General features: G+C 70.5%; 25 protein-coding genes and 2 pseudogenes. 18 read left to right on the top strand and 9 right to left on the bottom strand.

The features are described 5' to 3' along the window. The first annotated feature begins 187 nt into the window (after positions 1–187). Both MFF61_RS23790 and MFF61_RS23795 read left to right on the top strand, forming a co-directional pair. Positions 188–607 (top strand): hypothetical protein, encoded by a 420-nt coding sequence (locus MFF61_RS23790; protein ID WP_238239962.1) that lies wholly within the window; start codon positions 188–190, stop codon positions 605–607. An 87-nt stretch (positions 608–694) separates the two neighbouring features. Continuing rightward, a complete protein-coding gene (locus tag MFF61_RS23795) occupies positions 695–1,111 on the top strand; it encodes a phospholipase A2 family protein (RefSeq protein WP_238239963.1) in 417 nt (138 codons plus the stop codon). A gap of 51 nt (positions 1,112–1,162) precedes the next feature. Here the strand turns inward: MFF61_RS23795 and MFF61_RS23800 are convergent, their stop codons facing one another. Beyond that, a complete protein-coding gene (locus MFF61_RS23800; protein WP_238239964.1) occupies positions 1,163–1,594 on the bottom strand; it encodes a universal stress protein in 432 nt (143 codons plus the stop codon). A 294-nt stretch (positions 1,595–1,888) separates the two neighbouring features. Here MFF61_RS23800 and MFF61_RS23805 point away from each other — a divergent pair, with 294 nt between their 5' ends. The 10 genes from MFF61_RS23805 (at position 1,889) to MFF61_RS23845 (ending at position 12,025) form a co-directional block, all read left to right on the top strand. Then, positions 1,889–3,340, top strand: coding sequence for a DUF1254 domain-containing protein (locus MFF61_RS23805; protein ID WP_238239966.1), 1,452 nt, complete (start codon positions 1,889–1,891; stop codon positions 3,338–3,340). Between the two features lie 453 nt (positions 3,341–3,793). Beyond that, positions 3,794–4,588, top strand: a complete 795-nt coding sequence (locus tag MFF61_RS23810) for a cobalamin-binding protein (RefSeq protein ID WP_238239971.1) — start codon at positions 3,794–3,796, stop codon at positions 4,586–4,588. Positions 4,589–4,676: 88 nt separating this feature from the next. After that, positions 4,677–5,312 carry a hypothetical protein gene (locus MFF61_RS23815; protein ID WP_238239973.1) on the top strand — a complete coding sequence of 212 codons (636 nt, stop codon included), beginning with the start codon at positions 4,677–4,679 and terminating at the stop codon, positions 5,310–5,312. A gap of 272 nt (positions 5,313–5,584) precedes the next feature. Then, complete coding sequence (locus MFF61_RS33915; RefSeq protein ID WP_283206030.1) at positions 5,585–5,710, top strand: hypothetical protein; 126 nt, start codon at positions 5,585–5,587, stop codon at positions 5,708–5,710. Positions 5,711–6,133: 423 nt separating this feature from the next. Continuing rightward, complete coding sequence (locus MFF61_RS23820; RefSeq protein ID WP_238239974.1) at positions 6,134–6,556, top strand: Ros/MucR family transcriptional regulator; 423 nt, start codon at positions 6,134–6,136, stop codon at positions 6,554–6,556. A 1-nt stretch (position 6,557) separates the two neighbouring features. Next, positions 6,558–6,695: a hypothetical protein gene (locus MFF61_RS23825; protein WP_238239975.1), complete on the top strand. Its 138-nt coding sequence runs from the start codon at positions 6,558–6,560 to the stop codon at positions 6,693–6,695. Between the two features lie 28 nt (positions 6,696–6,723). Continuing rightward, entirely contained in the window at positions 6,724–7,128 is a 405-nt protein-coding gene (locus tag MFF61_RS33985) for a hypothetical protein (protein ID WP_306423413.1), read from the top strand. A 351-nt stretch (positions 7,129–7,479) separates the two neighbouring features. Continuing rightward, positions 7,480–9,201 (top strand): putative bifunctional diguanylate cyclase/phosphodiesterase, encoded by a 1,722-nt coding sequence (locus tag MFF61_RS23835; RefSeq protein ID WP_373324789.1) that lies wholly within the window; start codon positions 7,480–7,482, stop codon positions 9,199–9,201. 28 nt (positions 9,202–9,229) lie between these two features. Further along, positions 9,230–10,117, top strand: coding sequence for a BLUF domain-containing protein (locus MFF61_RS23840; RefSeq protein WP_238239976.1), 888 nt, complete (start codon positions 9,230–9,232; stop codon positions 10,115–10,117). Positions 10,118–10,270: 153 nt separating this feature from the next. Next, a complete protein-coding gene (locus MFF61_RS23845; protein WP_238239979.1) occupies positions 10,271–12,025 on the top strand; it encodes a PAS domain-containing protein in 1,755 nt (584 codons plus the stop codon). Between the two features lie 54 nt (positions 12,026–12,079). Here MFF61_RS23845 and MFF61_RS23850 read toward each other — a convergent pair whose 3' ends face one another. The 6 genes and pseudogenes from MFF61_RS23850 to MFF61_RS23875 all read right to left on the bottom strand — a co-directional run bounded on the left by MFF61_RS23850 (position 12,080) and on the right by MFF61_RS23875 (position 16,017). Further along, a complete protein-coding gene (locus MFF61_RS23850) occupies positions 12,080–12,637 on the bottom strand; it encodes a YciE/YciF ferroxidase family protein (RefSeq protein WP_238239980.1) in 558 nt (185 codons plus the stop codon). A gap of 179 nt (positions 12,638–12,816) precedes the next feature. Continuing rightward, the gene (locus MFF61_RS23855; RefSeq protein ID WP_238239981.1) at positions 12,817–13,008 is read right to left on the bottom strand and encodes a ComEA family DNA-binding protein; all 192 of its coding nucleotides are present in this window, start codon (positions 13,006–13,008) and stop codon (positions 12,817–12,819) included. 117 nt (positions 13,009–13,125) lie between these two features. Continuing rightward, positions 13,126–13,342: pseudogene (locus MFF61_RS23860) on the bottom strand (DUF6925 family protein); the annotation flags it as partial. After that, positions 13,320–14,135: an ABC transporter ATP-binding protein gene (locus MFF61_RS23865; RefSeq protein WP_238239982.1), complete on the bottom strand. Its 816-nt coding sequence runs from the start codon at positions 14,133–14,135 to the stop codon at positions 13,320–13,322. The gene MFF61_RS23865 and the pseudogene MFF61_RS23860, both read right to left, overlap by 23 nt. Then, complete coding sequence (locus MFF61_RS23870; RefSeq protein WP_238239986.1) at positions 14,132–15,178, bottom strand: FecCD family ABC transporter permease; 1,047 nt, start codon at positions 15,176–15,178, stop codon at positions 14,132–14,134. The genes MFF61_RS23865 and MFF61_RS23870 overlap by 4 nt, the downstream gene beginning before the upstream one ends. Continuing rightward, complete coding sequence (locus MFF61_RS23875) at positions 15,175–16,017, bottom strand: ABC transporter substrate-binding protein (protein WP_238239988.1); 843 nt, start codon at positions 16,015–16,017, stop codon at positions 15,175–15,177. Before MFF61_RS23875 ends, MFF61_RS23870 begins: the two co-directional genes overlap by 4 nt. A gap of 256 nt (positions 16,018–16,273) precedes the next feature. On the opposite strand from MFF61_RS23875, the gene MFF61_RS23880 reads away from it, so the two are divergent. The 3 genes from MFF61_RS23880 (at position 16,274) to MFF61_RS23890 (ending at position 20,792) form a co-directional block, all read left to right on the top strand. Then, on the top strand, positions 16,274–17,230 hold the full coding sequence (locus tag MFF61_RS23880) for a 2-hydroxyacid dehydrogenase (RefSeq protein ID WP_238239990.1): 957 nt from the start codon (positions 16,274–16,276) through the stop codon (positions 17,228–17,230). 941 nt (positions 17,231–18,171) lie between these two features. Next, complete coding sequence (locus tag MFF61_RS23885) at positions 18,172–19,710, top strand: alpha/beta hydrolase (protein ID WP_238239991.1); 1,539 nt, start codon at positions 18,172–18,174, stop codon at positions 19,708–19,710. A 68-nt stretch (positions 19,711–19,778) separates the two neighbouring features. Next, a complete protein-coding gene (locus tag MFF61_RS23890) occupies positions 19,779–20,792 on the top strand; it encodes an NAD(P)H-binding protein (RefSeq protein ID WP_238239992.1) in 1,014 nt (337 codons plus the stop codon). A 65-nt stretch (positions 20,793–20,857) separates the two neighbouring features. Here MFF61_RS23890 and MFF61_RS23895 read toward each other — a convergent pair whose 3' ends face one another. Together MFF61_RS23895 and MFF61_RS23900 are read right to left on the bottom strand one after the other, a co-directional pair. Further along, a complete protein-coding gene (locus MFF61_RS23895; RefSeq protein WP_238239993.1) occupies positions 20,858–21,592 on the bottom strand; it encodes a sulfite exporter TauE/SafE family protein in 735 nt (244 codons plus the stop codon). Between the two features lie 260 nt (positions 21,593–21,852). Beyond that, positions 21,853–22,308, bottom strand: a pseudogene (locus MFF61_RS23900) (SDR family NAD(P)-dependent oxidoreductase); the annotation flags it as partial. A 652-nt stretch (positions 22,309–22,960) separates the two neighbouring features. Between MFF61_RS23900 and MFF61_RS33920 the strand changes: the two are divergent. The 3 genes from MFF61_RS33920 to kdpA are packed head-to-tail and all read left to right on the top strand — an operon-like array spanning position 22,961 to position 24,920. Further along, positions 22,961–23,092 (top strand): hypothetical protein, encoded by a 132-nt coding sequence (locus MFF61_RS33920; protein WP_283206031.1) that lies wholly within the window; start codon positions 22,961–22,963, stop codon positions 23,090–23,092. 10 nt (positions 23,093–23,102) lie between these two features. Continuing rightward, a complete protein-coding gene (locus MFF61_RS23905) occupies positions 23,103–23,192 on the top strand; it encodes a K(+)-transporting ATPase subunit F (RefSeq protein WP_238239998.1) in 90 nt (29 codons plus the stop codon). Positions 23,193–23,204: 12 nt separating this feature from the next. Continuing rightward, a complete protein-coding gene (gene kdpA, locus MFF61_RS23910) occupies positions 23,205–24,920 on the top strand; it encodes a potassium-transporting ATPase subunit KdpA (RefSeq protein WP_238240001.1) in 1,716 nt (571 codons plus the stop codon). The last annotated feature ends 2 nt before the right edge of the window (positions 24,921–24,922 follow it).

The following is a 24,922-nucleotide window of genomic DNA, read 5'->3' on the forward strand; positions in this document are numbered from 1 at the left end:
CGGAAGACCTTGCACGCGCTCGGGATCATCGTCGGAGACGGGAGCGGTTGTCCTGTCGGGTCAAGCGACGCCGGGCACCGCGCCCTATCGTGCGATCTGAGCAGGGCGTGGCCGGCAACGGCCACGTCCGGGCGGGCGCGCGGGTCGTCCAACCCGCGCGGTCCCGTGGGGCGAAGGAGACGACCTCATGAAGCGCTTCATCATCGCAGCCTTCGCCATCACGACCCTGATCCTGACCAGCGTCGCCGCCGAGGCCCGCGGCTTTCGCGGGGGCGGAGGCGGGTTCCGGGGTGGCGGCTTCCACGGCGGCGGCTACCGCGGCGCCGGGTTCCGTGGCGGCGGCTACCGCGGCGGGCGTGTGGCGGGCATTCGCGGTGGATATCGCGGCGGTTACGCGCACCGGGGCGGATACGGGCGGTACGGCCGGTACGGGTATGGCCGATACGGGCGCTACGGCGGCTACGGCTACCGCTACCGGCCTTACGGCTACGGGCTGGCGGCGGCCGGGGTCGGCGCCGCGGCAGCGGCAGGCTACCGAGCCACCTACGGCCGGTGCGGTCCCTACCGCTACTGGGATGCCTATGCCGGCCTCTGCCGCCCGTACTGAGCGCCGCCGCGGCGGAGCCCGTCCTCGTCTCGCGACCGGACGGCGTTCCCGCGGCACCATCGTCCCGGGATCCCTGGAGCGCCCGTCATGCGTCTTCCGATCGCCGCCCTGCTCCTCGCCGCCGCGGGGCTGTCCCCCGTTCAGGCGCAGCCGGGCGGGTCCGCGCAGCCGCCGCTTCTCGTCCACGGCAACTACTGCGGCTTGGGGAACCGGGCGCCGCTGCCGCCGGTCGATGCGCTCGACGCCGCCTGCGCGCGCCACGATGCCTGCACGCATCCGGGCCGATTGCCGTCCCGCTCATGCAATCTGCGCCTGCTCTGGGAAGCGGATCTGATCTCCCGCGATCCGCGCCAGCCGGACGACGTGCGGGCGGCCGCCGGCTTCATCGCCTTCGGCGCCTCGCTCCTGCCGTTCGACACCACACCCCGGCCCGTGGTGGTCGGTGTCCACGGATGGTCCGATCCCTACGCCCAGCGGCGCGTGCGAGCGCTGTACGCCTACTAGAGCCTTCCGCGACGATGGACAGCTCCGGCCGCCTGCGAGGGGTGCGGAGGGTCAGCGAAAGATCAGAACCGGCAGTTTGGAATGCGTGAGGACCTTCATGGTCTCGCTGCCGATCACGAGGGCGGAGAGGCCGCGACGGCCGTGCGAGGCCATGGCGATGAGATCGCAGCCGCGGGCCCCGGCGGTTTCGATGATGGCCTCGTAGGGCTGCCGATCCTCGACCGTCACGACCTCGCACGCGACACCGGCCTCCCTGGCCTCCTGCGCGGCCTCGCCGAGCCTCCGCGCCGCATCGGCCTGGGCATGCCGCCAGAATTCCTCCGCGTAGGGCTGGGACGCTCCAAGACCCAGGGTCGGGAGCCGATGGACGACCGTCAGCACGGTCACCTTAGCCCCGACGGTCTTGGCGAGGGACACGGCTTTCGTCACGGCCGAGGCGGACAGCGGCGTCCCGTCGGTCGGGACGAGGATGTGCTGGTACATCGGCATCTCTCCCGTTTAGCCGCGAGCCACGCTCGCGTCCTCGTTCGGGGCCGACCCACAGGGACCGTTCCGGATGATAGCAGGTCAACCTGCCGCATTCGAGCGCTGTCGGTTGACTGACCGCAGACGCGCCGGCCGGATCGGGGGCCGAGCCGGGACCTGCGGCGATCCGCAAGCCGGTTGACCCGTTCAGTCAAGCAGTGCCGCGAACACCCTTTAGGTTGACTGCGAGGCGCCCACCCGTCCGGCTCCTCGACGGAGCCCAGAGGGGGCGGGCATTCATCGGAGACGGCCATGCAGGTGACCAGACGGGCTCTCGCCGCAGGCGCCGCCGCGATCCCCTTGGTTGGGGTGGGGCTGTCCCGTGCCGCCGCTCACACCGTCGCCCGGGATGCGCCGGTCATCGGCAACCACGCGGTCGCCGATCCGCTCGAACTGGCCACGGAGGCCTACATCTACGGCTACCCGCTGATCACCATGGAAATGACCCGGCGCGTGCTGACCAACGTCGCCGCCCCGGAAGGCCTCAAGGGCGCCCCCATGGGCCAGTTCACCCATGCCCGCGAATACCCCGACGCGACATTCCGGGCCGTCACCGCTCCGAACGCCGACACGCTCTACTCCGTCGCCTTCGTGGATGTCGGCCGGGAGCCCTATGTGCTGAGCCTTCCGGACATGGACGGGCGCTACTTCCTGATGCCGATGCTCAGCGCCTGGACGAACGTGTTCGCGGTGCCGGGCAAGCGCACGACGGGAACCGGGCCGCAGACCTACCTCATCGCCGGCCCCGGCTGGAGCGGCAGCGTCCCGTCCGGTGCCACGCTGATCCCCGCCCCCACCAGCCTCGTCTGGATCCTCGGCCGGACCTACTGCACGGGCACGCCCGAGGATTACAGGGCCGTGCATGCGCTCCAGGACCAGTACCGGCTCGTTCCCCTGAGTGCGGCCGGACGGCCCTACACGCCGCCGGCAGGCCGGGCGGACCCGGGCATCGACACCAAGACGGCGGTGCGCGAGCAGGTCAACCGCATGGACGCGGCACGCTACTTCACCCTGCTCGCCGCCCTGATGAGGGATAACCCGCCGGCGCTCGCCGATGGAGTCCCGGTGGCCAAGTTGGCCTCGCTCGGCATCGTGCCGGGTCAGCCCTTCGATCCGGCAAGCCAGCCTCCGGCCATCCGCGAGGCGGTCGAGCAGGCGCCGCAGCGGGCCCTGCCCCGCATCATGGAGCACATCAAGACGGCGGGCGAGCACGTGAACGGCTGGACCTTCACGACGAATGGCGGGGATTACGGCAAGGACTACCTGCAGCGCGCCCTCATCGCCGCGGTGGGCCTGGGCTGCAACCTGCCGCAGGATGCGGTCTACCCAACCACCACCGTCGATGCTGCGGGGCGACGACTGACCGGCGCCTCCAAGTACGTGATGCGCTTTCCGTCCGGCGAGCTGCCACCCGTGAACGGCTTCTGGTCGCTGACGATGTACGACGCGGATTATTTCTTCGTCGACAACCCCCTCAACCGCTACACGGTCAGCCCCCGCAACAACCTGCAGACCAACCCGGACGGCTCGGTCGATCTGTTCATCCAAGCGGAGAGCCCGGGCAGCCAGCGGGAATCGAACTGGCTGCCGGCCCCGAAAGGTCCCTTCATCCTGATGCTGCGGACCTACTGGCCGAAGAATGCCCTGTTGAACGGCTCCTGGGCCCCGCCCCCGGTCACCCGCAGCACCAGTGCCGCGCTGTAGAGCATCGTCCGACCAAGGCGGTGCCGGTTTGTCGCAGACGATGCGGCAAAACCAAAGACCGAGAGCAGGCGTCGCGGTTCAATCCGGTCGAAGCCTGCTCTGGGCGTCATGCGCGAACCGGTCATGCCGCGCGGCATCGGCGGGCGCATGGACATCCCCCTCCCCATCGACCATTCCGATGAGCGCGACGGTCGCCCGACGATGATGCGGCGGACGTGCCGACGGCGCCGGGACCGCGACTCTTGAAGGTTGCCGGACGGCCTGAGGATGATCCAAGGAAGCAACCGGTGCATCGGGGCTGGATCCGATTGCGACGCGACGGGATGCAGCGCTCGTAGCGTGGGCGAACGGGTGAGTGGGACGCCATGAACGCTCTCGGTCCCGACGCCCTCCGGGCGATGACCGCGCCGCTTGCGTCGCCCGAGCGGCCGAAGAGCGCGTAAGAGGAGGATCATGCGGCGTTTCCCGCCGGAGCGGATCGTCTGCCTGACGGAGGAGACGGTCGAGACGCTCTACCTGCTGGGCGAGGAGCACCGGATCGTCGGCGTTTCGGGCTATGCGGTGCGGCCGCCGCGGGTGCGGCGCGAGAAGCCGCGCGTCTCGGCCTTCACCAGCGCCGACCTGCCCAAGATCCTGGCGCTGGCGCCCGACCTCGTGCTGGCCTTCTCCGACCTGCAGGCCGGCATCGCGGCCGACCTCGCCCGCGCCGGGGTCGCCGTGCACCTGTTCAACCAGCGCGACGTGGCCGGCATTCTGGCGATGATCCGCATGCTCGGCGCGCTCGTGGGGGCGGCGAACCGGGCCGAGGCGCTCGCCAAGGGCTATGCGGACCGGCTCGCATCCGTCGCGGCCGAAGCCGAAGGCCGGCCCCGGCCGCGCGTCTACTTCGAGGAGTGGGACGACCCCCTGATCTCCGGCATCGGCTGGGTCTCGGAGCTGATCGGCATCGCCGGCGGACAGGACGTCTTTCCCGAACTGGCGCGGCAAGCGGCGGCGACGGATAGGATCGTGCCGCCCGAGGCCGTGGTGGCGGCCGCGCCCGAGGTGATCCTGGCCTCCTGGTGCGGGAAGAAGGTGGTGCCGGGCCGCATCGCGGCCCGTCCGGGCTGGACGGACATCCCGGCCGTGGCGCGGGGGCGGATCACCGAGATCAAGTCGCCGCTGATCCTGCAGCCCGGGCCGGCGGCGCTGACCGACGGCCTCGACGCCATCCGCGCCGCGCTGCGCCCCGGTAGTCCGGTATCCTGACGAGGCCAAAACAGGCAGGACGGGAGCGCACGCTTGCCTGACGGACGGTCGCTGCGTCATCCTGCCCTTGGGAGCGCCGGGGAGGTCCATGAGAGTCGTCATCGCAGCCGCCGGGCTGGGAGCCTGCGTCGCGGCCGGAACCGCACTCGCGCAAGCGCCGGCACCCGCGGTTCAGCCACTCGACTGCGCCCAATTCCCCAAGACCATGGACGAGGCCGCTCTCGTGAAGCGCTTCGGACGGGAGAACGTCGTCAGCGCCGATCTGGAGGGCGCCGAGGGCTCCACCGAGCGCGGAACCGTCGTCTACCCGAAGGACCCGTCCCGTCGCCTGGAGATCTCCTGGCACGACGTGAAGAAGCGGCGGCGGCCGGCGTCGATCGCCGTGAAGGGCAAGTCGGGATGGCTCGTGCAGGTTCCGGGCAGTCGGCGCGCCAGCCTCGGCCTGGGCGCGAGCCTCGCCGACGTGGAGGAAGCCAACGAGCGCCCCTTCAGCCTGTACGGTTTCGAGTGGGACATGGGCGGCTTCGTGTCGGGATGGAAGAGCGGGAAGCTCGCCGCCATGCCGGGCGGCTGCTACCTCGGTGTGCGCTTCGGCTTCAACGCCAAGGCAAAGGACCGGGATCTCAACAAGGTCTCGGGTGACAGGGAGTTCGCGTCGTCGGATCGCGCCATGGTGGCGGTGAGGCCGGTCGTCTCGTCCATCACGCTGGGCTGGCCGGACTAGGGCGAGGCTCGCGTGGCCCGCATCCGGGCCGCCCGAGCGGAGCGGGATGACCTCACGGCGACCGACGAGACGGGCGCTCTCATCCTGCCGCTCCTGCAAGCCCGGTTCGGGCGCCCGTCGCGTCGCGCCGGCCGTGGAGACCGAGCGCACTCCGCGTGCGGCGGCAGCCAGCCGGACCGAGTGTGGCAGCTGTGCCGCACCCGCGCTGTGCCGCCGGTGCTATGGCGGCTCGGACCAGGACGCCGCCCGTGCAAACCCTCCGGATCATCGTTGTGAGCGCTCTCGTGAGCGCGCTGGTCGCAGGCATCGCGATCAGCTTCATGGACCGGGACGCGCGCTCGCGGCTCGAATCGGCGCTCCAGGGCGAGCCATCGCGGGTCGAAGCCCACGCGCGCTAGAGCATGGTCCGACGAAGTCGCTGCCGGTTCGTCGAAGAAAATGCGTAACATCAAAGACATGGAGCAGGATCCGCGTGCAGCGCGATCGGATCCTGCTCTCGGGCGGCCGCACCGACGCGATCCGCACGCCTGTTCGCAAGGCCGCGGATCGCGGAGTGTCGTGGGAAACGAGCGAACCCGCGGTCGCGCGGGCGGCGCTCTCCGCCGCCGGGGCTTCCCTAGTCGTCGCTAGGGTCGAGGCAATTCTGGTTTCAAGAACAAGGCCGCACCGCCATCAATTCTTGCCGTCCGGATTGGCACATTTTTGCTCAATCTGGCGCTCCCAGTCAGGCTAGGCCGTATCTTATCTTCTATAAGGCTAATGACAGAACCGCAGTGGCGTCCTATGACTGTAGATACAAGATGTGGACAAAGGATGCCATAATGTCAGACCCGGCCTCATTCAACACAGCAGAACTCACAGCCGGTATCGTCTCGGCTTATGTCTCGAAGAATCCTGTGCCGGCGGCCCAACTGCCGAACCTGATCGACAGTGTGCACGCAGCTCTTGGAAAGGTCGTCAGCCCGCCAGCGCGGGCCGCAGATGCGCCATCGAAGGCGACGGCTGATCAGATCAAGAAGTCGATGTCGCGCGACTACCTGATCAGCTTTATCGATGGCCGCCGTTACAGAACCCTGAAGCGGCATCTGGCGAAACATGGGCTCACGCCAGAGCAGTACCGGATGAAATTCGGCCTGCCGGCGACGTACCCGATGGTGGCAGAGGGCCTGTCGGCTGCACGGTCCGACATCGCCAGAACGCTGGGGCTCGGTCACAATCGCGCCGAACGCGCAGCCGCCGAGTAGCATGCGTCGCTCCCCGCATTCGCGGCAGGCGGCACCCAAGCGCAGCGTGTCGCGCGGTTCGGTCGTGCTGATCGTGCTGGGCGCCGTGGTCGGGATCGCAGGCATCTACTTCGCGAGCCAGGATTTCTTCGGACGTTGACGTCCGCAACCCTCCGATCCGGCGGCAGATGCCGATCACCACCGCGCGCCCGCTTTGCCGACGCGTCCGCGACGCCGTCCGGGGCGAGGGCGGCCCGGACGGGGGCACGCGCACTCGGCTCAAGGCCGAGGCTGACGTGGCTGCCTTTGCGCTGGATCAAGGCCGCCTGGCGCGCCGTGAGCAGACTGCTTCCGACAGCCTTGGCCGGAGCGGCATCATGCGCAACTATCTCGTCACCTTCTCGAGGATCGTCCTCGATGGTGCTGGTCGCGACCGTCACGTCGTGCAGCGTCGGGCCGTGATCCGCTCGCGCTCGGAGGTCACGGCGGCCTGGGAGGCCAAGGCCTTGTTCTGCAAGGCGGCGGGCATTGCCGATTGGCGGATGCGTGCCGATACCTGCGAGGTGGCCGAACTGGCGGACATGGCGGCCTGAGACAGCTCACGAGCCTGTGGCGTCGGGCGGGCCCATCAGTGAGGCGGCCTGCGCGCCTCAACGGGATCGAGCGCGGCCGCGCGCAGTCCCAGGTCCGCTTGATCCGCGCCGCATCGTCGAGGCGACGCGGCCGGATGCAGGTGTGGGCCCATCATTCTAAAATTCAGCGACTTCACGAAGCATCCGTCTCAGGACAGATCGCGGTCTCAGCTCATCCTTAACCTGGATTATCCTGATAAAATGTTGGTGAGCGCGATCCGCGTTGACGTGGCATTAAGTGCTTGATGGCACTCCGGGGCAGTATTTCACGCTCGGATCGCGGTCCGAGTGCTGCTGCGGAGCCTGTCGGCCATGCCTGCCAGTTTGCACCTTGCCGCGCGCAACCTGCTCGGGCAGGCGGCCAGCCGTGCGGCGGCGGAGCCTGACGGACTGACACCCGCCACGCTTGTCCGCTACCTCGATACCATGCGGCATGGCTTCCTGTTCGTGAATGGAGGCGGCCACGTCGAGGTTTGCACCGCGCCGGCCCGACAGCTGCTCGGCGACGCCGGCGCCGGGACCGAGCGCGGTCCCTCCGTGCGACAGCTGCTGCGCCTCCTGGGCGAACACGCCCACATGCCGCGGGCCGAGATCGTCCGGCGCCTGCGCGTCGCGCGCGATCAGGCCGGTACGACCTCCTTCGAGCTGACGCGGCAGGACCTCACGATCCAGGTCGAACTCTACCCCGTCGCCGGGCAAGGCTGGGCCATCACGCTGGAGGACGTCAGCGCACGACGGGCGGCCGAGGTGAGCGCTGCCGAGATGGCACGTCTCGATCCCCTCACCGGGCTGCCCAATCGCCTTCAGCTGCGCGAGCGGCTCGATGCAGCGCTGGCCCGCCTGCAGCGCACGGGGGAAGGCTGCGCGCTGCTGCTGGTCGACCTCGATCGCTTCAAGCCCGTCAACGACACCCTGGGCCATCCCATCGGCGACGCTTTGCTGCAGAAGGTTGCCGACCGCCTGCGCTCGACCGTGCGCGCCACCGACACGGTCGCCCGCATCGGCGGGGACGAGTTCGTGATCCTCCAGACCGCCGTTCGGGACCCGGGCGACACGCAGGGGCTCGCGCGCCGCATCGTCGACCTGATCGGTCGGGCCTACATGGTCGAAGGGAACCTCGTGACCATCGGCGCCAGCGTGGGCGTCGCCCTCGCACCGGCCGACGGGAGCGAGGCGGACCGGCTCCTCAAGAACGCCGATCTGGCTCTCTACCGCTCCAAGCTCGACGGGCGCGGCACCTTCCGGTTCTTCGAGCCTGCCATGGACGCGCGCATGCAGGCGCGCCGGCAACTCGAACTCGACATGCGCCACGCTCTCGCCCGCCGCGAGTTCCAGCTTCATTACCAGCCGCAGATGAGCCTCGCGTCCAATCGCCTGGTCGGGTGCGAAGCCCTGATCCGCTGGCGGCATCCGGAGCGCGGGACGGTGTCTCCGCTCGACTTCATCCCTCTTGCCGAGGAGATCGGCCTCATCGTGCCGATCGGCGAGTGGGTGATCCGGCAGACCTGCCGCGATGCCATGCGATGGCCGCAGCCGCTGTCGGTCGCCGTGAACGTCTCGCCGGCGCAGTTCAAGAGCGATCGCCTGGTCGAGACCATCGTCTCCGCCCTGTCCAATTCCGGGCTGCCGGCCGGGCGCCTGGAGGTCGAGATCACCGAGGGGGTTCTCCTGCAGGAGAACGACAGGACCCTGCAGACGCTTCACCGCCTGCGCGAACTCGGCGTGCGCGTGTCGATGGACGATTTCGGCACGGGCTACTCGTCCCTGAGCTACCTGCGCTCGTTCCCGTTCGACAAGATCAAGATCGACCGGTCCTTCGTGCAGGACATGTCGCACAAGCCGGATGGCGAGGCGATCATCCGCGCGATCGCAGGTCTCGGCAAGAGTCTCGGCATGACGACCGTCGCCGAAGGCGTGGAGACACCGGACCAGATCGAGCGCATCCGGGCCGAAGGCTGCACCGACGTCCAAGGCTACCTCATCAGCAAGCCCCTTCCCGCCGACGAATTGATGACCCTGCTGGCACCACGCTGACCGCGCGCACCGTCATTCGAGGATCCTGATGAGCGAACTGTACCGCTTGGTCTATGCGAGCAAGAACCTGCTGCAGCGGCCGGAGGAGGAGGTGGCGGCGTCCGTCGTCCAGATCCTGGAGGCGTCGCAGCGCAACAACGCGCGCGCCGGCGTGACCGGTGCCCTGATGTTCAACGACGGCGCCTTCGCGCAGGTGCTGGAGGGGCCCAGGAAGGGTGTCGAGGAGACCTTCGAGCGCATCCAGTGCGACGACCGGCATGGGGACGTCACCGTCCTGCAATGCGGTCCGGTCGAACGGCGCGGCTTTGCCAACTGGTCGATGGCGTTCGTCGGACAGTCGGCACGCGGGCAAGCGCTCTGGAAGGGGCTGGCGGCCGAGAGCGGGTTCGATCCGAGCCGGATGAGCGGCGACGCCGTGTTCGCGATGCTGCACGGGCTCGTCCTGGAGGAGGAGGCCACGTCCGTCGCCCCCGCGCCTGCCCTCCCGGTCGACCAGGTGAGGGCGGAGATCGCGCAGCTGCGACCCGACCTGCCGGTCCCGGGATCCGCGGCCGACGCAGCACCGGTGAAGCCGCCGCCGGCAGGACGCCCGGACCAAGGCGCGGGGCCGCAGTTGAAGGGAGCGACCGAGGCGGCCGTCGCGGCGCTGAGGACGGCCCTCGCGAACGAGCGCCGGACGGCGGCAGGGCTGCGGGATGAGATCGACGCGCTGAGGCTCGCCCTGGCCGTCAGCCAGGACGACGCCAGCGCCGTGCGTGCGGAGCGAGACCTCTGGGCGGAGCGCGCGCAGCGTCTCGCCGCGGCCTTGTGCCAGGAGGCGGAGGAGGTCCGTCAGGGCGCACGGCTCGCGGGAGAGCCCGGGGGAGCACGAAGGGATCAGGTGTGGTCCGCCCCGTCCGGGCAGAGCGCGGCCTGATCGCAGGCCCGGTGGCCGCGCGCACGACCTTCCCGACGGGATCGGCCGAACGGGGCTCCGGCACGGCCCCGAGGCCGGTGAGGCGACAAGAGCGCGCGCCGCTGCTGCTCTGGACGATGCGGCATCTCGCTGCATTTCAGGCTCATGGCCTCGATGATCGATCCCGACCACGCGCCGGAGCGGACCGGCGAGCAGCAGACGAGCACCGGTGAGCCGTCGGGCGGGACGATGGATACGGGCGGCCTGGAGCCGCTCGGTCGCCCGGGGCTGCACCACTGGCGCCAGAGCACGATCACGGATCCGAGCCTGGACGAGCGCGGCAACATCTTCTTTGCCGCCGTCGAGATGACGCGGATGCCGATGATCCTGGCCGATCCTCGCCAGGACGACACCCCCATCGTGTTCGCCAACAACGCCTTCCTCGACCTGACGGGCTACGAGGAAGCCGAGGTGCTCGGGCGCAACTGCCGTTTCCTGCAAGGGGCGGACACCGACCCGGAACACGTCAGGAAGCTGCGCGAGGCCGTCCGCGAGCGCAGGCCCGTCGCGGTCGAGATCCTGAACTACCGGCGGGACGGGACGCCGTTCTGGAACGCCGTGTTCATGGGCCCGGTCCACGATCCTGCCGACGAGGTCATCTACTTCTTCGCCAGCCAACTCGACGTCACGCAGCGCCGCGAGGCGGAGCAGCAGTTCCGGCAGGCCCAGAAGATGGAGGCCATCGGTCAGCTCACGGCCGGGCTGGCCCACGACTTCAACAACCTGCTGCACGTGATCACCGGCAGCCTCGAGCGGCTGGGGACCAAGCGCCACGACGATCGGGCCTTCGAGCGGTACATGGCCGCCGCGACCGCCGCAGCCGAGCGCGGCTCCAAGCTGACCCATCAACTGCTGGCTTTCGCCCGGCGCGGCCGCCTCGAGCCGAAGGGCACGGATCTGAGCGAGCTGGTCAACTCGATCGCCGAATTGCTGGAGACCTCCGTCGGCCGCAAGGCGACGTTGCATCTCAACCTCCAGCGGCGGTTGCCGCCGGTGAAGATCGACGCGTCCCACCTGGAGATGGCGCTGCTCAACATCGTGGTGAATGCCCGTGACGCCTCACCCAACGGCGGTGCGATCACCATCACGACGCGGGAGATCCATCTGAATGGCCATGCCGCGGCACGGCATCTCAAGCCGGGCGATTACGTCCTGCTGTGCATCACCGACGAAGGCACCGGGATGGCACCGCACGTCGTCGCGCGGGCGACGGAGCCGTTCTTCACCACCAAGCCGCGCGGCGAGGGCACGGGCCTGGGCCTCGCCATGGCCCACGGCTTCGTCCAGCAATCCGGCGGCCGGCTGGAGATCGAGAGCGCGGTCGGGCGGGGTACGACGATCCGGATGCTGTTTCCACGCTACGAGCCGGCGGAGGAGCACGCCGGCCCGAACGGCCAGGCCACGGGCTACCAGGCGCGTCCGCTCGACGCCTCGACGGCCCCACCGCTGGTCCTCGTCGTGGACGACAGCCACGAGGCCGCCGCCATGGCGGGCGAGGCGTTGCAGGAGGTCGGCTACCGGGTCGTGATCGCCCACAGCGCCGAGGAGGCGCTGCAGCGGTTCGAGGACGCCGCTGCATCCGGCGACGCGTTCAAGCTGGTGTTCTCGGACGTGATCATGCCGGGCGGCGCGAACGGCATCGTTCTGGCCGAACAGATCCGCAGCCGGGACCCGGGCGTGCCGATCCTGCTGACGACGGGCTACAATGATGAGATGGCGATCGATGCGCCGCGGCCGCATGCGATGGACGTGCTCGGTAAACCGTACCGCCGCAGCGAACTTATCGATCGCGCCCAGGCGGCCCTGCGCCGAGGGGCACGCACGGGTCCCGAACGTCGCACATCCGATTTCGGTCACGCCAGAGCGTAGACGCGACGCAGGGACGAAGGGGCGCCCGATGGCGCCCCCGAGCTCGGATCCTGCTCAGGCCGCCTGACGCCCGCCCTTGCCGCCACCCTTGCCCTTGGCCGCGGCCTCTCCCGAATCCTCCTCGGACCCCTCGACGTTGATCCGTTCGGCGATCTGCGAGAGCAGCTGGTCGGTCTTCTTCTCTTCCTGCAGCGTGTCATCGAGCAGTTTGGCGGCCTCCTTGTAGCCGAGCTGGATCGCCCACGTCTTCAGGGTGCCGTAGCGCGCGATCTCGTAATGCTCGACGGCCTGGGCGCAGGCGGCCAGCACGGCATCGGCGGCCGGGCTGTCGCCGAAATCCTCCAGGTCGTCCTCCATCTCCGCGGTCAGGCCCTGCATCGCCTCGCAGGTCTTGGCGCGGGCCGGTTTGCCGATGATCTCGAACACCTGCTGCAGGCGCTCGACCTGGTTGGCGCTCTCCTCGGCGTGCGTCTCGAAGGCGTGCTGCAGCTCCTCGTGCCCGGCGGCCTTGGCCGCCTTCTTCAGCGCCCGGACGGACTGCTTCTCGGCGTAATAGACGTCCTTGAGTGTCTCGTAGAAGGCGTCCTGCAAGGTCTTCTGCTTGGTGGCCATAGATCCTGCTTCCTGGTCGTCGAACGAATGAGGCTGCCGGCCTGATCTCGCCGGCAGCCAGCAGCGTAGGAACGTCACGCTCGGCAGCAGGGTCCGAAGATTCTTCTGGGGGAAGTCGCAAAATTTCCGGGAACCGCGGCCGATCCCGATCGCGCAGGCGGGCCGCGGACGCGCGCGGCCTAGCTGTCGGTGACTGTGACCTGATCCGCGATGCCGTCGGTCTTACCGCTGAGGCCCGGCACCTCATCGAGTTGGCGCAGGCTGGTGAACCGGCCCCGCTCCTCCCGATAGCGGACGATCTCGAACCCGTGGCCCTTCAGGGCCGGCACGCTGTCCAGTTCGGCGGCGGTTGCGGTGTTGAGATCGACCATGCCCGTCCCCTGTCGTTGCGGCTGCCTCGCAACGTCGGATGGGATGCCGTGTTCCGGCGCGTCCGGCAGGCAGAGGGCGATGGCGTGATTCCAGCCCGAGGCGACGGCGGTCTCTTAGGCCACCGGACGCAGGTCGGGACGCTCCGCCAGGGCGATGCGCCGCGGGGCGTGCTCATGCCCATTTGGTCGTCCGGCAGGCGGCGGACGGGCTCTTCGGGATCCCGCATGACCTCCGCGATGGTGCCGAAGCTGCCGAGGCTCCAGGCGGTTCCGGGTCGGCCAGCGCCTCCCGCAGCAGCGCGGTGACCTCCTCAGGGCGTGGTGATGGCGCCATCGCTCTCCTCCTGGGCCATGCCGCACCGTGCCCAGGGCAGGATGTAGCGTGTTCCGTCCGGGGCTTGGCCACGGCATGCGGTCACGCCGAACACCGCGGCGAGCAACTCGTCCGTCAGGGCCTCGTCCGGATGACCGTCCGCAACGAGCCGGCCGCCGTGAAGCACGACGAGCCGGTCGCAAAAGCGGGCGGCGAGCCCGAGATCGTGCAGGACGGCGACCACGCCTGCCCCGTCGCGAGACACCTGCCGCAGCAGGACCATGGCGTCGAGCTGGTGCGCCGGGTCGAGGGCCGTGACCGGCTCGTCGACCAGCAGCCACTCGGCTTCGACCGCCAGCGCCCGGGCGAGCAGCGCGCGCATGCGCTCGCCCGAGGACAAGGTCGGCTCGGTCCGGTCGGCGAGAGGCCCGATGTCGGTGCGCACCATCGCGCGCGCGATGGCGTCCTCGTCGGCCTCGGAGAGGGACGCGAAGGCGCGGCGATGCGGCAGACGGCCCAGGGCCACGATCTCCCGCACCGTCATCGGCCACCCGACCCCGGCGCCCTGGAACAGGGCCGCGATGCGACGGGCGCGCTCGTCGCGGCTGATATCCGCAATGCTGCGCCCGTCGAAGGTGATGCGGCCCTCCGTCGGCGCGACGAGGGCTGAGAGGGCGCGCAGGAGCGTGGTCTTGCCGGCCCCGTTCGGCCCGACCAGCCCGACGAAGCGGCCCGGCTCCAGCGCGAGGCTGACGTCCGAGAGCACCGTCCGGCCGCCGAGCCTCACGCGGATGTTCCGTGCGGCCAGGCTCATGCCCGGCTCCCGCGGTTGCGCAGCAGCAGGACGATCAGGAACGGCGCCCCGACGAGCGCCGTCACGACCCCGAGCTTGAGCTCGGGCCGGGTGGCGAGGAGCCGCACGCCGATATCGGCGCCGAGCACCAGCGCGGCGCCCGCCAGCCCGCTCGGCAGCAGGCTCGCGCCGGGACGCGCCCCGACCAGCGGGCGCACGAGATGGGGCACCACGAGGCCGACGAAGCCGACGGCGCCGCTGACCGCGACGCCGCTGCCGACCGCGAGCGCCGCGCCGGTGACGAGGCGCAGACGCACCGAGACGAGACCGACGCCGAGGCTCGCGGCGGTGTCCTCGCCGAGCGTGAGGGCATCGAGGGCCGGGGCCGTCGAGAGCATCAGCCCCCAGCCGAGGGCCATCAGCGGCAGGCAGAGCAGGACGTGGTCCAGGCTGCGGTCGTCCAGCGAGCCCATCAGCCAGAATACGATCTCGAGCGCCGCGTAGGGGTTCGGGGACAGGTTGAGCGCGAGCGCCGTCAGGGCGCCGGCGAGGCTCGACAGGCCGACGCCGGCCAGGATCAGGCCGAGCGTGCTGCCCCCGCCCGCGGCGAGCAGGTTGAGCAGGAGCGCCGCACCGGCCGCGCCCGCGATGCCGCCGAGCGGCAGGGCGAGACCGAGCGAGGCGGCGAAGCCGCCGTAGAAGACGATCACGGCGCCGAGCGCGGCGGCCGAGGAGAGGCCGAGGATGCCGGGATCGGCGAGCGGGTTGCGCAGGTAGCCCTGCATCGCCGCGCCCGTGAGGCCGAGGCTGAACCCGACGAGACCTCCGAGCAGGGCGCGCGGGATGCGCAACTCCCACAGCACCAGGGCCGGAAGGGTCGTTCGTCCCGCGAGCAGGTCCGCGACCGCCGCCGGGACGTCGAAGGGCGCATAGCCGATCCCGACAGAGGCGACGGTCAGGGCGGCGAGTGCGGCGGCGAGGAGCAGGTTGACGGCCCGGTTCGCCGCCGGCCTCCCGCGCCGACGCGATGCGGGGCGAGCGAGCCTCGACAATGGCGCGTTCACCGGACCGGCGCCCTCTCGTTCGCGGCCGTGGCGAGCCGCGCCACGACCTCGGCGACCTGAGGGCCCGGGCAGGTCCAGAAGCGGTTCGGGATCGCGACCGTTCTCCCGGCGCGGCCCATAGCCCGGAAGACAGGATGCTGAAGGAGCGTGTCGGCGAGAGAGGGCGCTCGGGGCTCGCTCTCGTCGACGACGATCAGGTCCACCTCAGCCAGGGCGGCGGCTTCGAGCGGCACCTGCCCGAAGCGGTCGCGCCCGATCTCGGCGGCGACGTTGACGAGGCCGGCGGCGCGGACGAGCGCGTCGCCGAGACCTCCGGGAGCCACCGTGAAGGCGTTCGGGCGCATGACCAGGGCGCGCAGGGGCCGGGTGGCGGGCGTGACGGCGGCGAGCCTCGCATCGAGCGCCGCGACCATCGCCTCCCCCCGCTCGGATCGGCCCAGGGCCGCCGCCACCTGCCGGATCTGCGCCCGCACGCCGTCCAAGTCGGCCGGCACGCCGAGTTCGAGCACCGGGACGCCGACGCGCGTGAGCATGCCGACGGTCGTGCGCGTGGTGAAGGCCCCGGCGATGACGAGGTCGGGCCTGAGCGCGACGATCTCCTCGGTAAGGCCGCGCGTCACCGGCAGGCCGGCGGCCTCGGCCGCCACCGTCGAGCCGCGCGGGTCGCCGGCGAGAGTGGTCACGGCCGCGACCTGGCCGCGGTCGGCGAGCCGGAGCACCAGCTCGTCCGCGCAGAGGTTCATCGAGACCACGCGCGTCGGCCCCTGGGCCGTGCCGGCGGCGCGCGCCACCGCAGGCGCGAGGGTCAGCAGGAGCGAGAGGGCGAGGGCGCGGCGCAACGGCTTGCTCAGAACGAGGTCGGGCCCACGCCGCCGTAGACGGCGAGCCCCGGGGCCCGGGAACCCGGCCGGGTTCTGGCAGCCGCGGCCTCGGGCCTCAAGCCCTCACCGCGTCCCCGTTTGGTCCCCGAGGGAATCGTCGCCTTGGCGGCCGGCGGGGCGGGTGCTCGGGGTCGATGCGGTCCGAGGTGTTTTCCAACCCCTGTGCGTTTGGACCTATAGGAGTCAGCCTCTCGCCGACGGAGACGGGATCGTCATGCCCGAACTGATCGCCTTCCTCGCCACCCTGGACGCCGACGAGGAGGCCGCCTTCGTCTCGGCGCTGTCCGGCGCGCTGCCGGAGGCGCGCATTCGTCCGTTCGCCGGCCTCTCGGCCGCGCAACGGGCCGAGGTCGAGATCGCCATCGTGGCCAACCCCGATCCGGCCGAGGTGGCGCTCCTGCCGCGCCTCGCCTGGATCCAGAGCCTGTGGGCCGGCGTCGAGCGCCTCGTCCGGGATCTCGGCGCGCGGGGCATCCCCATCGTCCGTCTGGTCGATCCGGAACTCGCCCGGACCATGGCCGAGGCCGTCCTGGCCTGGACCTACTACCTGCAGCGCGACATGCCGGCCTACCGCCGCCAGCAGGAGGCGGGCCTCTGGCGGCCCCTGCCCTACCGCCCGCCCGCGGAGACGGCGGTCGGTCTCCTCGGGCTGGGCGCGCTCGGAACCGCTGCCGCGCACCGGCTCGCCCAGGCAGGCTTCCGGGTCGCCGCCTGGAGCCGCTCGCCCAAACCGTTGCCAGCCTCCTTGGTCGCCGTCGAGGCCTTCACCGGAGCGGCCGGTCTGCCGCGGCTGCTCGCGCTGAGCGACATCGTGGTCTGCCTCCTCCCGTTGACGGCGCAGACGCGCGGCCTCCTCGGCGCAACGCAGTTCGGCGCGATGAAGGCGGGCGCGGCCCTGATGAACTTCGGGCGCGGTCCGATCGTCGTGACCGACGACCTCCTGGCGGCGCTCGACGCCGGCCACCTCTCGCACGCGGTGCTGGACGTCTTCGACAGCGAGCCGCTGCCGCCCGCTTCGCCCCTGTGGCGGCACCCCGGCGTGACGGTCCTGCCCCACGTGACCGGCCCGACGAACCCGCGCACCGCCGCCGCCATCGTCGCGCACAACGTGCGCACCTATCGCGAGACGGGACGGATCCCCGACGCCGTGGATATCGGGCGAGGCTACTGATCCTGCTGAGGGTAAGAGCCGTGGCTGACACGGCCGGAGCGCGCCGCCGCAGGTCAGGCGTCGGCGGCACGGCCTTCAGCCCGTGAGGCAACCCGCTGCAGACCCCCTGCCCCGCAGTAAGCGATGTGCCGCCAGCACCGCAGACGCAGCCGGTCACGCGCGTCATGGCCGCTCGGCTCACGGGCGGCTGGGAGGTGCATGCGCTGCGGCGCACAGGGCGCATCGTCGCACTGCAACAATCGCCGGGGCTGAACATATTCAGCGCATGTCCAGTCTGCACAAGCGCTCTTCCGCCCGCCTCCCCTCTCCCGATCCGGCGAGCCCGCCGTTGGTGCCGCCCAAGGTCCAGGCCCGCTACGCTGATGCGATGGCCACGATCCCGCGCGTGCGCCTCAATCTCGATCGCCCTGCGCGAACGACCGAGGCACTGCCGGCCGTGAGCTCCTTCTTCGCCTGACCTGAACCCGTTCGGTGGCCGGCCTCACGCCCATCCGGCCGCCGTGGCCCTGCTCTGAAGCCCTGCGGAACGGCCGCCTGCCATCCGGGAACGCGGCGCGTCCACCGTTCCGAAACCGTTCCTGCCGGACCGGTGGGATTGCGCTAAGGCATCGTGAGCGCGCTGGGACCCGAACCCGGGACCCACGGATGAACGGTGGGCGGGTCGTGCTCTGGGCTATGGAGAACGCAAGCCACACGCGGTGCCGTGTGGCCTGTCCGGGCGCAGGCGCTCCATTCGGGACAGGGAGCGCCCCCTGTGGGAACCCGACGGGCGTGGTGCATGCGCTGAAGGGCGCCGGGCCCATCCGCGGCGATGCCCCGCCCTTCGTTACGCGCGCCAGCGCCTGCTTCCGGCCGATCCTGCACCCGCTGGGGGCGACCGCGATGGCCGCTGGCTTCACCGCGATGACGGCCCCGGTCCTCGGCGGCCGTCGAGAGAACCGATGAGCCGGCCGCCCTTACGCCTCGTTCGTGCCGCATCCGCCCTCGTCGCGGCTGCGGCGATCGGGCTTGGTCTCCTCATGCTCCTGCGCCAGCAGGCGGGGCTCGGCATCGAGCGCGTGGTGATCGGCACGATTCCCGCAACGGTGTATCGCCCCGAGGGGGGCGGACCGGCGCCCGTCGTCGTCGTGGCGCACGGCTTCGCGGGCTCGCAGCCGCTCATGGCCCCTTTCGCCACCACCTTCGCTCGCAACGGCCTCGTCGCGATCACCTTCGACTTCCCCGGCCACGGCCGCAACCCGCGGCCGCTCCCGGGCGACGTTACGCCCGAGGGTGGTGCGACCCGGGCGCTGGTGGACGAGACGCTGCGGGTCCTCGCCGTCGCGCGCGGCCTCGGCGACGGGCGCGTTGCCCTGCTCGGCCATTCCATGGCCTCCGACATCGTGATCCGGGCCGCGCAGCAGGCGCCCGATGTCGGCGCCACCATCGCCGTCTCGATGTTTTCGCGCACAGCCACGGCCACGAGTCCGCGCAACCTCCTCGTCATCGCCGGCGAATGGGAGGGGCGGCTGAAGGCGGAGGCGCTGCGCGTGGTGGGGCTCGCCAGCGCCCCGCAGCCGCCGCAGCCGGGCGTGACCTACGGCGATCCGGTTCTCGGCACCGCCCGGCGCGCCGCCGTCAGCCCGGGCGTCGAGCATATCGGCGTCCTGTTCAGCCCGCATTCCATGGACGAGGCCCAGGGCTGGCTCGATGCCGCCTTCGCTCGGCCGGCACGCGCCGCGCGCGCCCTCGATCATCGCGGCCCTTGGATCGTGCTCCTGCTCTCAGGGATCGTGCTGCTGGCCTGGCCGCTGTCGCGGCTCCTGCCGGTGGTCGCCGACGCACCTGCGGGCGCCGGATTGCCGGGACGCCGGCTGTGGCCGTTGCTCGTCGGCCCGGCGGTGCTGACGCCGCTGATCCTGCGCGTCGTGCCGACCCACGTCCTGCCCGTGCTGGTCGCCGACTACGTCGCGGCCCATTTCGCGCTCTACGGGCTCCTGACGGCCGGCGGGTTGCTGCTCGTCCGCGCGCGGCCGGCGGGCGCCGCGCCCGCGCCGCTGCGGCGGGCTGCCCTGGCCGGCGCGGTGCTGGCTGCGACCCTCTACGCGGTCCTCGGGCTCGGGGGCGTCGTCGACGCCTGGGTCGCCTCCCTGGCACCATCTCCCGGGCGGGTGCCGATCATCCTGGCCATGCTCGCGGGCACGCTGCCCTACTTCCTCGCCGACGAGTGGCTGACGCGCGGGGCGGGCGGCGCGCGCTGGGCCTATCCGGCCTCGAAGCTGGCCTTCCTGCTGTCGCTCGCGCTCGCGGTCGCCCTCGATCCCGGACGTCTGTTCTTCCTCGTCGTCATCGTGCCGGCGGTTCTGGTCCTGTTCCTGATCTACGGGGTGCTCGGCACCTGGGCCTACCGCCGCACGGGTCATCCCGCGGTCGGCGGGCTCACCAACGCGATCGCCTTCGCCTGGGCCCTCGGGGTCACGTTTCCGCTGCTCGCCGCCTGAAGCCCGGGGAGCGGCTGCCCACGGCGGTGCCGGGCGTTATGGTCGCGCAGACCATCCTGGGGGGAACCATGGCGCACGCGTCCTCCGGCCATCGCGGGCGACGGGTCTTTCTCGTCGGCGCGACGGGCACGATCGGTCGCGCCACCGCGCGGGCCCTCGTGGCGCGCGGTCACGAGGTGGTCTGCTTCGTCAGGCCCCGCCCCGGCCCGTCGCCCGGGACGGACGCCGCCGCGCGCCTCGGGTTGCCCGTGTGCGCCCGTCTCCGCTTCGGCACCGTGACCGATCCCGCCTCGCTCGCACAGGACGGCCTGCGCGGCGAGCGCTTCGACACCCTGGTCTCGTGCCTCGCCTCGCGCACCGGGCGCCCGCGCGACGCCTGGGCGATCGACCACGACGCCCATCTGGCGCTGCTGGCCGCGACCCGGGCGTCCGGCATCGGGCACATGGTCCTGCTCTCGGCGATCTGCGTCCAGAAGCCGCTGCTCGCGTTCCAGCAGGCGAAGCTCACCTTCGAGCGCGCCCTGATCGCCTCGGGCACCGACTACACAATCGTCAGGCCCACGGCCTTCTTCAAATCGCTCTCCGGGCAGGTCGCGCGCGTCAGGCGGGGCAGGCCGTGGCTGCTGTTCGGCGACGGCGGCCTCACCGCCTGCAAGCCGATCAGCGACGACGACCTCGCCCGCTACCTCGCCGCGTGCGTCGAGGAGCCCGAGCGGCGCAACCGCGTGCTGCCGATCGGCGGACCGGGCGAGGCGATCACGCCCCGCCAGCAGGGAGAGGCGCTGTTCGCCCTGCTCGGCCGCCCCCCGCGCTTCCGGCACGTGCCGGTGGCCCTGCTGGACGCCGTGATCTGGGGGCTGTCCGCGTCCGGCCGCGTGGTCCCGTCGCTGGCCGACAAGGCCGAACTCGCGCGGATCGGGCGCTACTACGCCACGGAATCGATGCTCGTCCTGGACCCCGCCTCCGGCCGCTACGACGCGGCGGCGACGCCCGGCACCGGGTCCGAGACCCTGTTTGACTACTACGCGCGCCTTCTGCGGGGCGAGGCCGAGGCCGAGCGCGGCGACCACGCGGTGTTCTGATCACGCCCCCGTCGCCTCCCTCTGCGTCGGCACCGGTTCCTCGGCGCGACGGTCCCGCGGCGGCGTCACAGCGACACGATCGTGCTGGCGGCCAGATAGAGGCCGAGCACCAGCATCGCGATCAGGAACCACCGTCGGAACCCCTCCGGGTTCATCCGCTGGCGGACCGCCTGGCCCATGAACATGCCGGCGAAGGCCGTTGCCATCGCGACGAGCCCGGGCAGCGCGGTCGAGGCGTTGAGAAGGCCCACGCTGGTGAGATTGAACGCCTGCGCGAGGGTCGCCACCGTGAAGAAGACGCCGAGCGCCTGCACCAGCTCGTCCTTCTCCAGGCCGATCGACTGCAGGTACGGCATCGACGGAATGACCTGAATGCCGGTGGCCGCCGAGATCACACCCGTGAGGAGGCCGACGAGGCCGCCGACCCATTTCTCGTTCCGGGGTGCCGTCCGGATCTGCAGTCGCGTCAGCCCGAGCCAGGCATAGATCACCAGCAGAAGCCCGAGCAGGATCGTGGCGTAGCGCGCGTAAGGGCCGGCCATCAACGCACCGGCACCCCAGATCGCGACGCCGGTCCCGAGAAGCAGCGGCCACAGCCTGCGCAGAATCCTGCCCAGATACGGCCCGGCGAAGGTTTGCCAGATGTTGGTGACGATCGCGGGCACGATGACGATGGTCAAGGCCTCCAGCGGCGTCATGGCGACAGCGAGTAGACCCATCGATACTGTCGGCAGCCCGAGGCCGATGACACCCTTCACGAAGCCGGCAAGGCCGAAGACTGCGGCGATGAGGAAGAGCATGGTGGGGAGCCTGGCTGACGGTCTTGACGTGCGACCCAAATTCCACGTCATACCCCGGAACGCCGACGATTGATGCAGCGAGTCATCCTTCCTGCAGGTTCATGGACGCTGGGCTGCGGCAGAGCATGGCCCGTTCCGGCCCGTCCGCCTCAGGGGCCCCGGCTTGGGGAGGCGGACGTTCGAAGCTGGACGGCAGGAAGCGGACGCGTCGACGGCAGCTCTGGCGGCATGGTCCAGTCTGAAGGCCGGCCGCCTGATCCTCACGGGCGTGCCTCGCGAGCCTTGCGCGCCGTCTCGTTAAGGGTGCTCACGGCATCGTCAAAACGGTGCTCCGCCTCGGCATGGCGCTGGAAGCCCACCCGCTGAACCAGGATTTCGCGCGGCGTCGGCTGCTGCTGGAACAGCGTCATCACCTCGTCGGTGAACTCGGACAGCGGCAGGTAGCCCGCGCGGGTCGACTGGCCGGCGGTAAGCTCGGTCTGAACGGCGGGGGGCACCAGCTCGATCATCTCGACCTTGCCTTTCGGCGCCTCGCGAGGCGCGACCGTGTAGCTGTGCAGGGCAGCCTTCGCGGCCGAGTAGGTCGGCGTGGCGACGAGCGGGACGAAAGCCAGGCCCGATGTCACGTTGACCAGTGCCGCGTCGGGCTGACGGCTCAGATGCTCGGCGAGGGCGTCGGTCAGCCGGATGGGGCCGAGCAGGGTGGTGGCGACCGTCAGCCTCCGCCGGCCGCACCGCCATGTCGCGCCTCGCACCAGCGGCCCCGATCCTCGTATCCGGAGTAGCAAGCTGCCACACAGGCTCCGGCCATGAACTTCAACGGAGGCTTGCAGCTTAAGCGGTAATCTTCCTGCGCGCGGCTACTCTTGCCACTCAACATCATCAGAGTACCGGCGAGCGCAAGGAGACCGGCACGAAGAGCAAGGTGCATCGGAACCCCCTGCAGATATTCACCCGATTGGCAGGTGTGAGATGTCACGCAGCACCAGGCATCGTGTCAATCGGTTCGTTGGGAGTGATTGGATATGGCCTCCTCACGAGCACGATATGAGGCAAGTGGAGCTCCACGGCTCGTTTCCTTATGCCCGGAATGCCACGTCTCCCCTGAGCCCAATGGGGCGAGATCGATAAGACGGACGGCCTGCCACGGCGGCGCATGCCGCGACACGGCGCCAGCCTGCTCCGGCTTCCAGGGGCTCGTCCGCAAGCTGAACGCATCTGGTCGGAGCGGCACAACGTCCTGAGCTGTCGGATCAATCGGCCACTCCTTTATGCCGTCTTTATATCTTCGCCCTCCGAGACGTCTCGAACCTTTATGCGAGCGCTTGCTACAGATCAGCGTCCGGCCATCCGGTGGATGATTTGCTCGTGCGCGCCGCGCCGGCATCGCCGCGTGCCGGGATGATGAGGATTTCGATGCTCGACGTTCTTCTGCTCGCGGCCGGCCTGGGCTTCTTCGCCCTGTCGCTCGGCTACGTCGCCCTGTGCGAACGCCTGTGAGGAGCCCGCGATGACGCTCGATTATCTCCTGGGCGGGCTCATGACCCTGGGGCTGCTCGCCTATCTCGCCTACGCCCTCGTGCGTCCCGAGCGGTTCTGAAGGACTTTTCCCATGACCCTCAACGGCTGGATCCAGATCGCGCTGTTCTGCGCGGTCGTGCTGGCGCTCGTGAAGCCGCTCGGCCTCTACATGACCCGCGTCTTCACGGGCGAGCGCACCCTCCTCTCGCCCGTGCTCGGCCCGGTCGAGCGCGGGCTCTACCGCATCGCGGGCCTCGACGCGCGCCAGGAGCAGAGCTGGCTCGGCTACGCGAGCGCCTTCGTCGCCTTCCACGTCTTCGGCTTCCTGGTGCTTTACGCGGTGCTGCGGCTGCAGGCGGCGCTGCCGCTCAACCCGGCCGAGCAGGCCGGGGTGGCGCCGGACCTCGCCTTCAACACGGCGGTGAGCTTCCTCACCAACACCAACTGGCAGAACTACGGCGGCGAGAGCACCCTCTCGTACCTGTCGCAGATGCTGGGGCTCACCACCCAGAACTTCCTCTCGGCGGCCTCCGGCATCGCCGTGGCGATCGCGCTGATCCGCGGCTTCTCCCGCGCCTCGGCGCGGACGGTCGGCTCGTTCTACGTCGATCTCACCCGCTGCACCCTCTACGTGCTGCTGCCGCTCTGCGTCGTGTACGCGCTGTTCCTCGTCTCGCAGGGCATGCCGCAGACCCTCGGCGCCTCTGTCGAGGCCACCACCCTGGAGGGCGCCAAGCAGACCATCGCGGTCGGCCCCGTCGCCAGCCAGGTCGCGATCAAGATGCTGGGCACCAACGGCGGCGGCTTCTTCAACGCCAACGCCGCCCACCCGTTCGAGAACCCGACCGCGCTGTCGAACCTCGTGCAGATGGTCTCGATCTTCGCCCTCGGCGCCGCGCTCACCAACGTCTTCGGGCGCATGGTGGGCGACGAGCGTCAGGGCTGGGCGATCCTCGGCGCCATGGGCGTGCTGTTCGTGGCAGGGGTCGCCGTCACCTACGCCAGCGAAGCGTCCGGAAGCTCCGTGCTGAACGGGCTCGGGCTCACCGGCGGCAACCTAGAGGGCAAGGAGGTCCGCTTCGGCATCGTGGCCTCAGCGCTCTTTGCGGTGGTGACGACGGCGGCCTCCTGCGGCGCCGTCAACGCCATGCACGATTCCTTCACGGCACTGGGCGGGATGATCCCGCTCGTCAACATGCAGCTCGGCGAGATCATCGTCGGCGGCGTCGGCGCCGGCCTCTACGGGATGCTGGTCTTCGTCATCGTGGCGATCTTCGTCGCCGGGCTGATGGTCGGGCGCACGCCCGAGTACCTCGGCAAGAAGATCGAGGCGCGGGAGGTCAAGATGGCGATGCTCGCCATCCTCTGCCTGCCGCTGATGATGCTGGGGCTCACCGCCCTCGCGACGGTGCTGCCCGCCGGCCTCGCGGGGCCCGCCAATGCCGGCCCGCACGGCTTCTCGGAGATCCTCTACGCCTACACCTCGGCGGCGGCGAACAACGGCTCGGCCTTCGGCGGGCTCACGGGCAACACGCTCTTCTACAACACCACGCTGGCGCTCGGCATGCTGGTGGGCCGCTTCTTCGTCATCATCCCGGCGCTGGCCATCGCGGGCTCGCTCGCGGCCAAGAAGACGGTGCCGGCCTCCGCCGGCACCTTCCCGACCCATGGCGGCCTGTTCGTGGGCCTGCTCGTCGGCGTCATCCTGATCGTCGGCGGCCTGACCTTCTTCCCCTCGCTCGCCCTCGGCCCGGTGGTTGAGCACTTGGCCGGGGCGGCCGGCCAGACCTTCGCGACGGGAGGCTGAGC

It is taken from the genome of Methylobacterium isbiliense (assembly GCF_022179325.1).
Taxonomy (GTDB): Bacteria; Pseudomonadota; Alphaproteobacteria; order Rhizobiales; family Beijerinckiaceae; genus Methylobacterium; species Methylobacterium isbiliense.

Excerpts from the sequence above, each read along its gene's own strand:
- MFF61_RS23790 (WP_238239962.1), top strand. The coding sequence starts at position 188 with ATGAAGCGCTTCATCATCGCAGCCTTCGCCATCACGACCCTGATCCTG.
- MFF61_RS23795 (WP_238239963.1), top strand. The coding sequence starts at position 695 with ATGCGTCTTCCGATCGCCGCCCTGCTCCTCGCCGCCGCGGGGCTGTCC.
- MFF61_RS23800 (WP_238239964.1), bottom strand. The coding sequence starts at position 1,594 with ATGTACCAGCACATCCTCGTCCCGACCGACGGGACGCCGCTGTCCGCC.
- MFF61_RS23805 (WP_238239966.1), top strand. The coding sequence starts at position 1,889 with ATGCAGGTGACCAGACGGGCTCTCGCCGCAGGCGCCGCCGCGATCCCC.
- MFF61_RS23810 (WP_238239971.1), top strand. The coding sequence starts at position 3,794 with ATGCGGCGTTTCCCGCCGGAGCGGATCGTCTGCCTGACGGAGGAGACG.
- MFF61_RS23815 (WP_238239973.1), top strand. The coding sequence starts at position 4,677 with ATGAGAGTCGTCATCGCAGCCGCCGGGCTGGGAGCCTGCGTCGCGGCC.
- MFF61_RS23820 (WP_238239974.1), top strand. The coding sequence starts at position 6,134 with ATGTCAGACCCGGCCTCATTCAACACAGCAGAACTCACAGCCGGTATC.
- MFF61_RS23825 (WP_238239975.1), top strand. The coding sequence starts at position 6,558 with ATGCGTCGCTCCCCGCATTCGCGGCAGGCGGCACCCAAGCGCAGCGTG.
- MFF61_RS33985 (WP_306423413.1), top strand. The coding sequence starts at position 6,724 with ATGCCGATCACCACCGCGCGCCCGCTTTGCCGACGCGTCCGCGACGCC.
- MFF61_RS23835 (WP_373324789.1), top strand. The coding sequence starts at position 7,480 with ATGCCTGCCAGTTTGCACCTTGCCGCGCGCAACCTGCTCGGGCAGGCG.
- MFF61_RS23840 (WP_238239976.1), top strand. The coding sequence starts at position 9,230 with ATGAGCGAACTGTACCGCTTGGTCTATGCGAGCAAGAACCTGCTGCAG.
- MFF61_RS23845 (WP_238239979.1), top strand. The coding sequence starts at position 10,271 with ATGATCGATCCCGACCACGCGCCGGAGCGGACCGGCGAGCAGCAGACG.
- MFF61_RS23850 (WP_238239980.1), bottom strand. The coding sequence starts at position 12,637 with ATGGCCACCAAGCAGAAGACCTTGCAGGACGCCTTCTACGAGACACTC.
- MFF61_RS23855 (WP_238239981.1), bottom strand. The coding sequence starts at position 13,008 with ATGGTCGATCTCAACACCGCAACCGCCGCCGAACTGGACAGCGTGCCG.
- MFF61_RS23865 (WP_238239982.1), bottom strand. The coding sequence starts at position 14,135 with ATGAGCCTGGCCGCACGGAACATCCGCGTGAGGCTCGGCGGCCGGACG.
- MFF61_RS23880 (WP_238239990.1), top strand. The coding sequence starts at position 16,274 with ATGCCCGAACTGATCGCCTTCCTCGCCACCCTGGACGCCGACGAGGAG.
- MFF61_RS23885 (WP_238239991.1), top strand. The coding sequence starts at position 18,172 with ATGAGCCGGCCGCCCTTACGCCTCGTTCGTGCCGCATCCGCCCTCGTC.
- MFF61_RS23890 (WP_238239992.1), top strand. The coding sequence starts at position 19,779 with ATGGCGCACGCGTCCTCCGGCCATCGCGGGCGACGGGTCTTTCTCGTC.
- MFF61_RS23895 (WP_238239993.1), bottom strand. The coding sequence starts at position 21,592 with ATGCTCTTCCTCATCGCCGCAGTCTTCGGCCTTGCCGGCTTCGTGAAG.
- MFF61_RS23905 (WP_238239998.1), top strand. The coding sequence starts at position 23,103 with ATGACGCTCGATTATCTCCTGGGCGGGCTCATGACCCTGGGGCTGCTC.
- kdpA (WP_238240001.1), top strand. The coding sequence starts at position 23,205 with ATGACCCTCAACGGCTGGATCCAGATCGCGCTGTTCTGCGCGGTCGTG.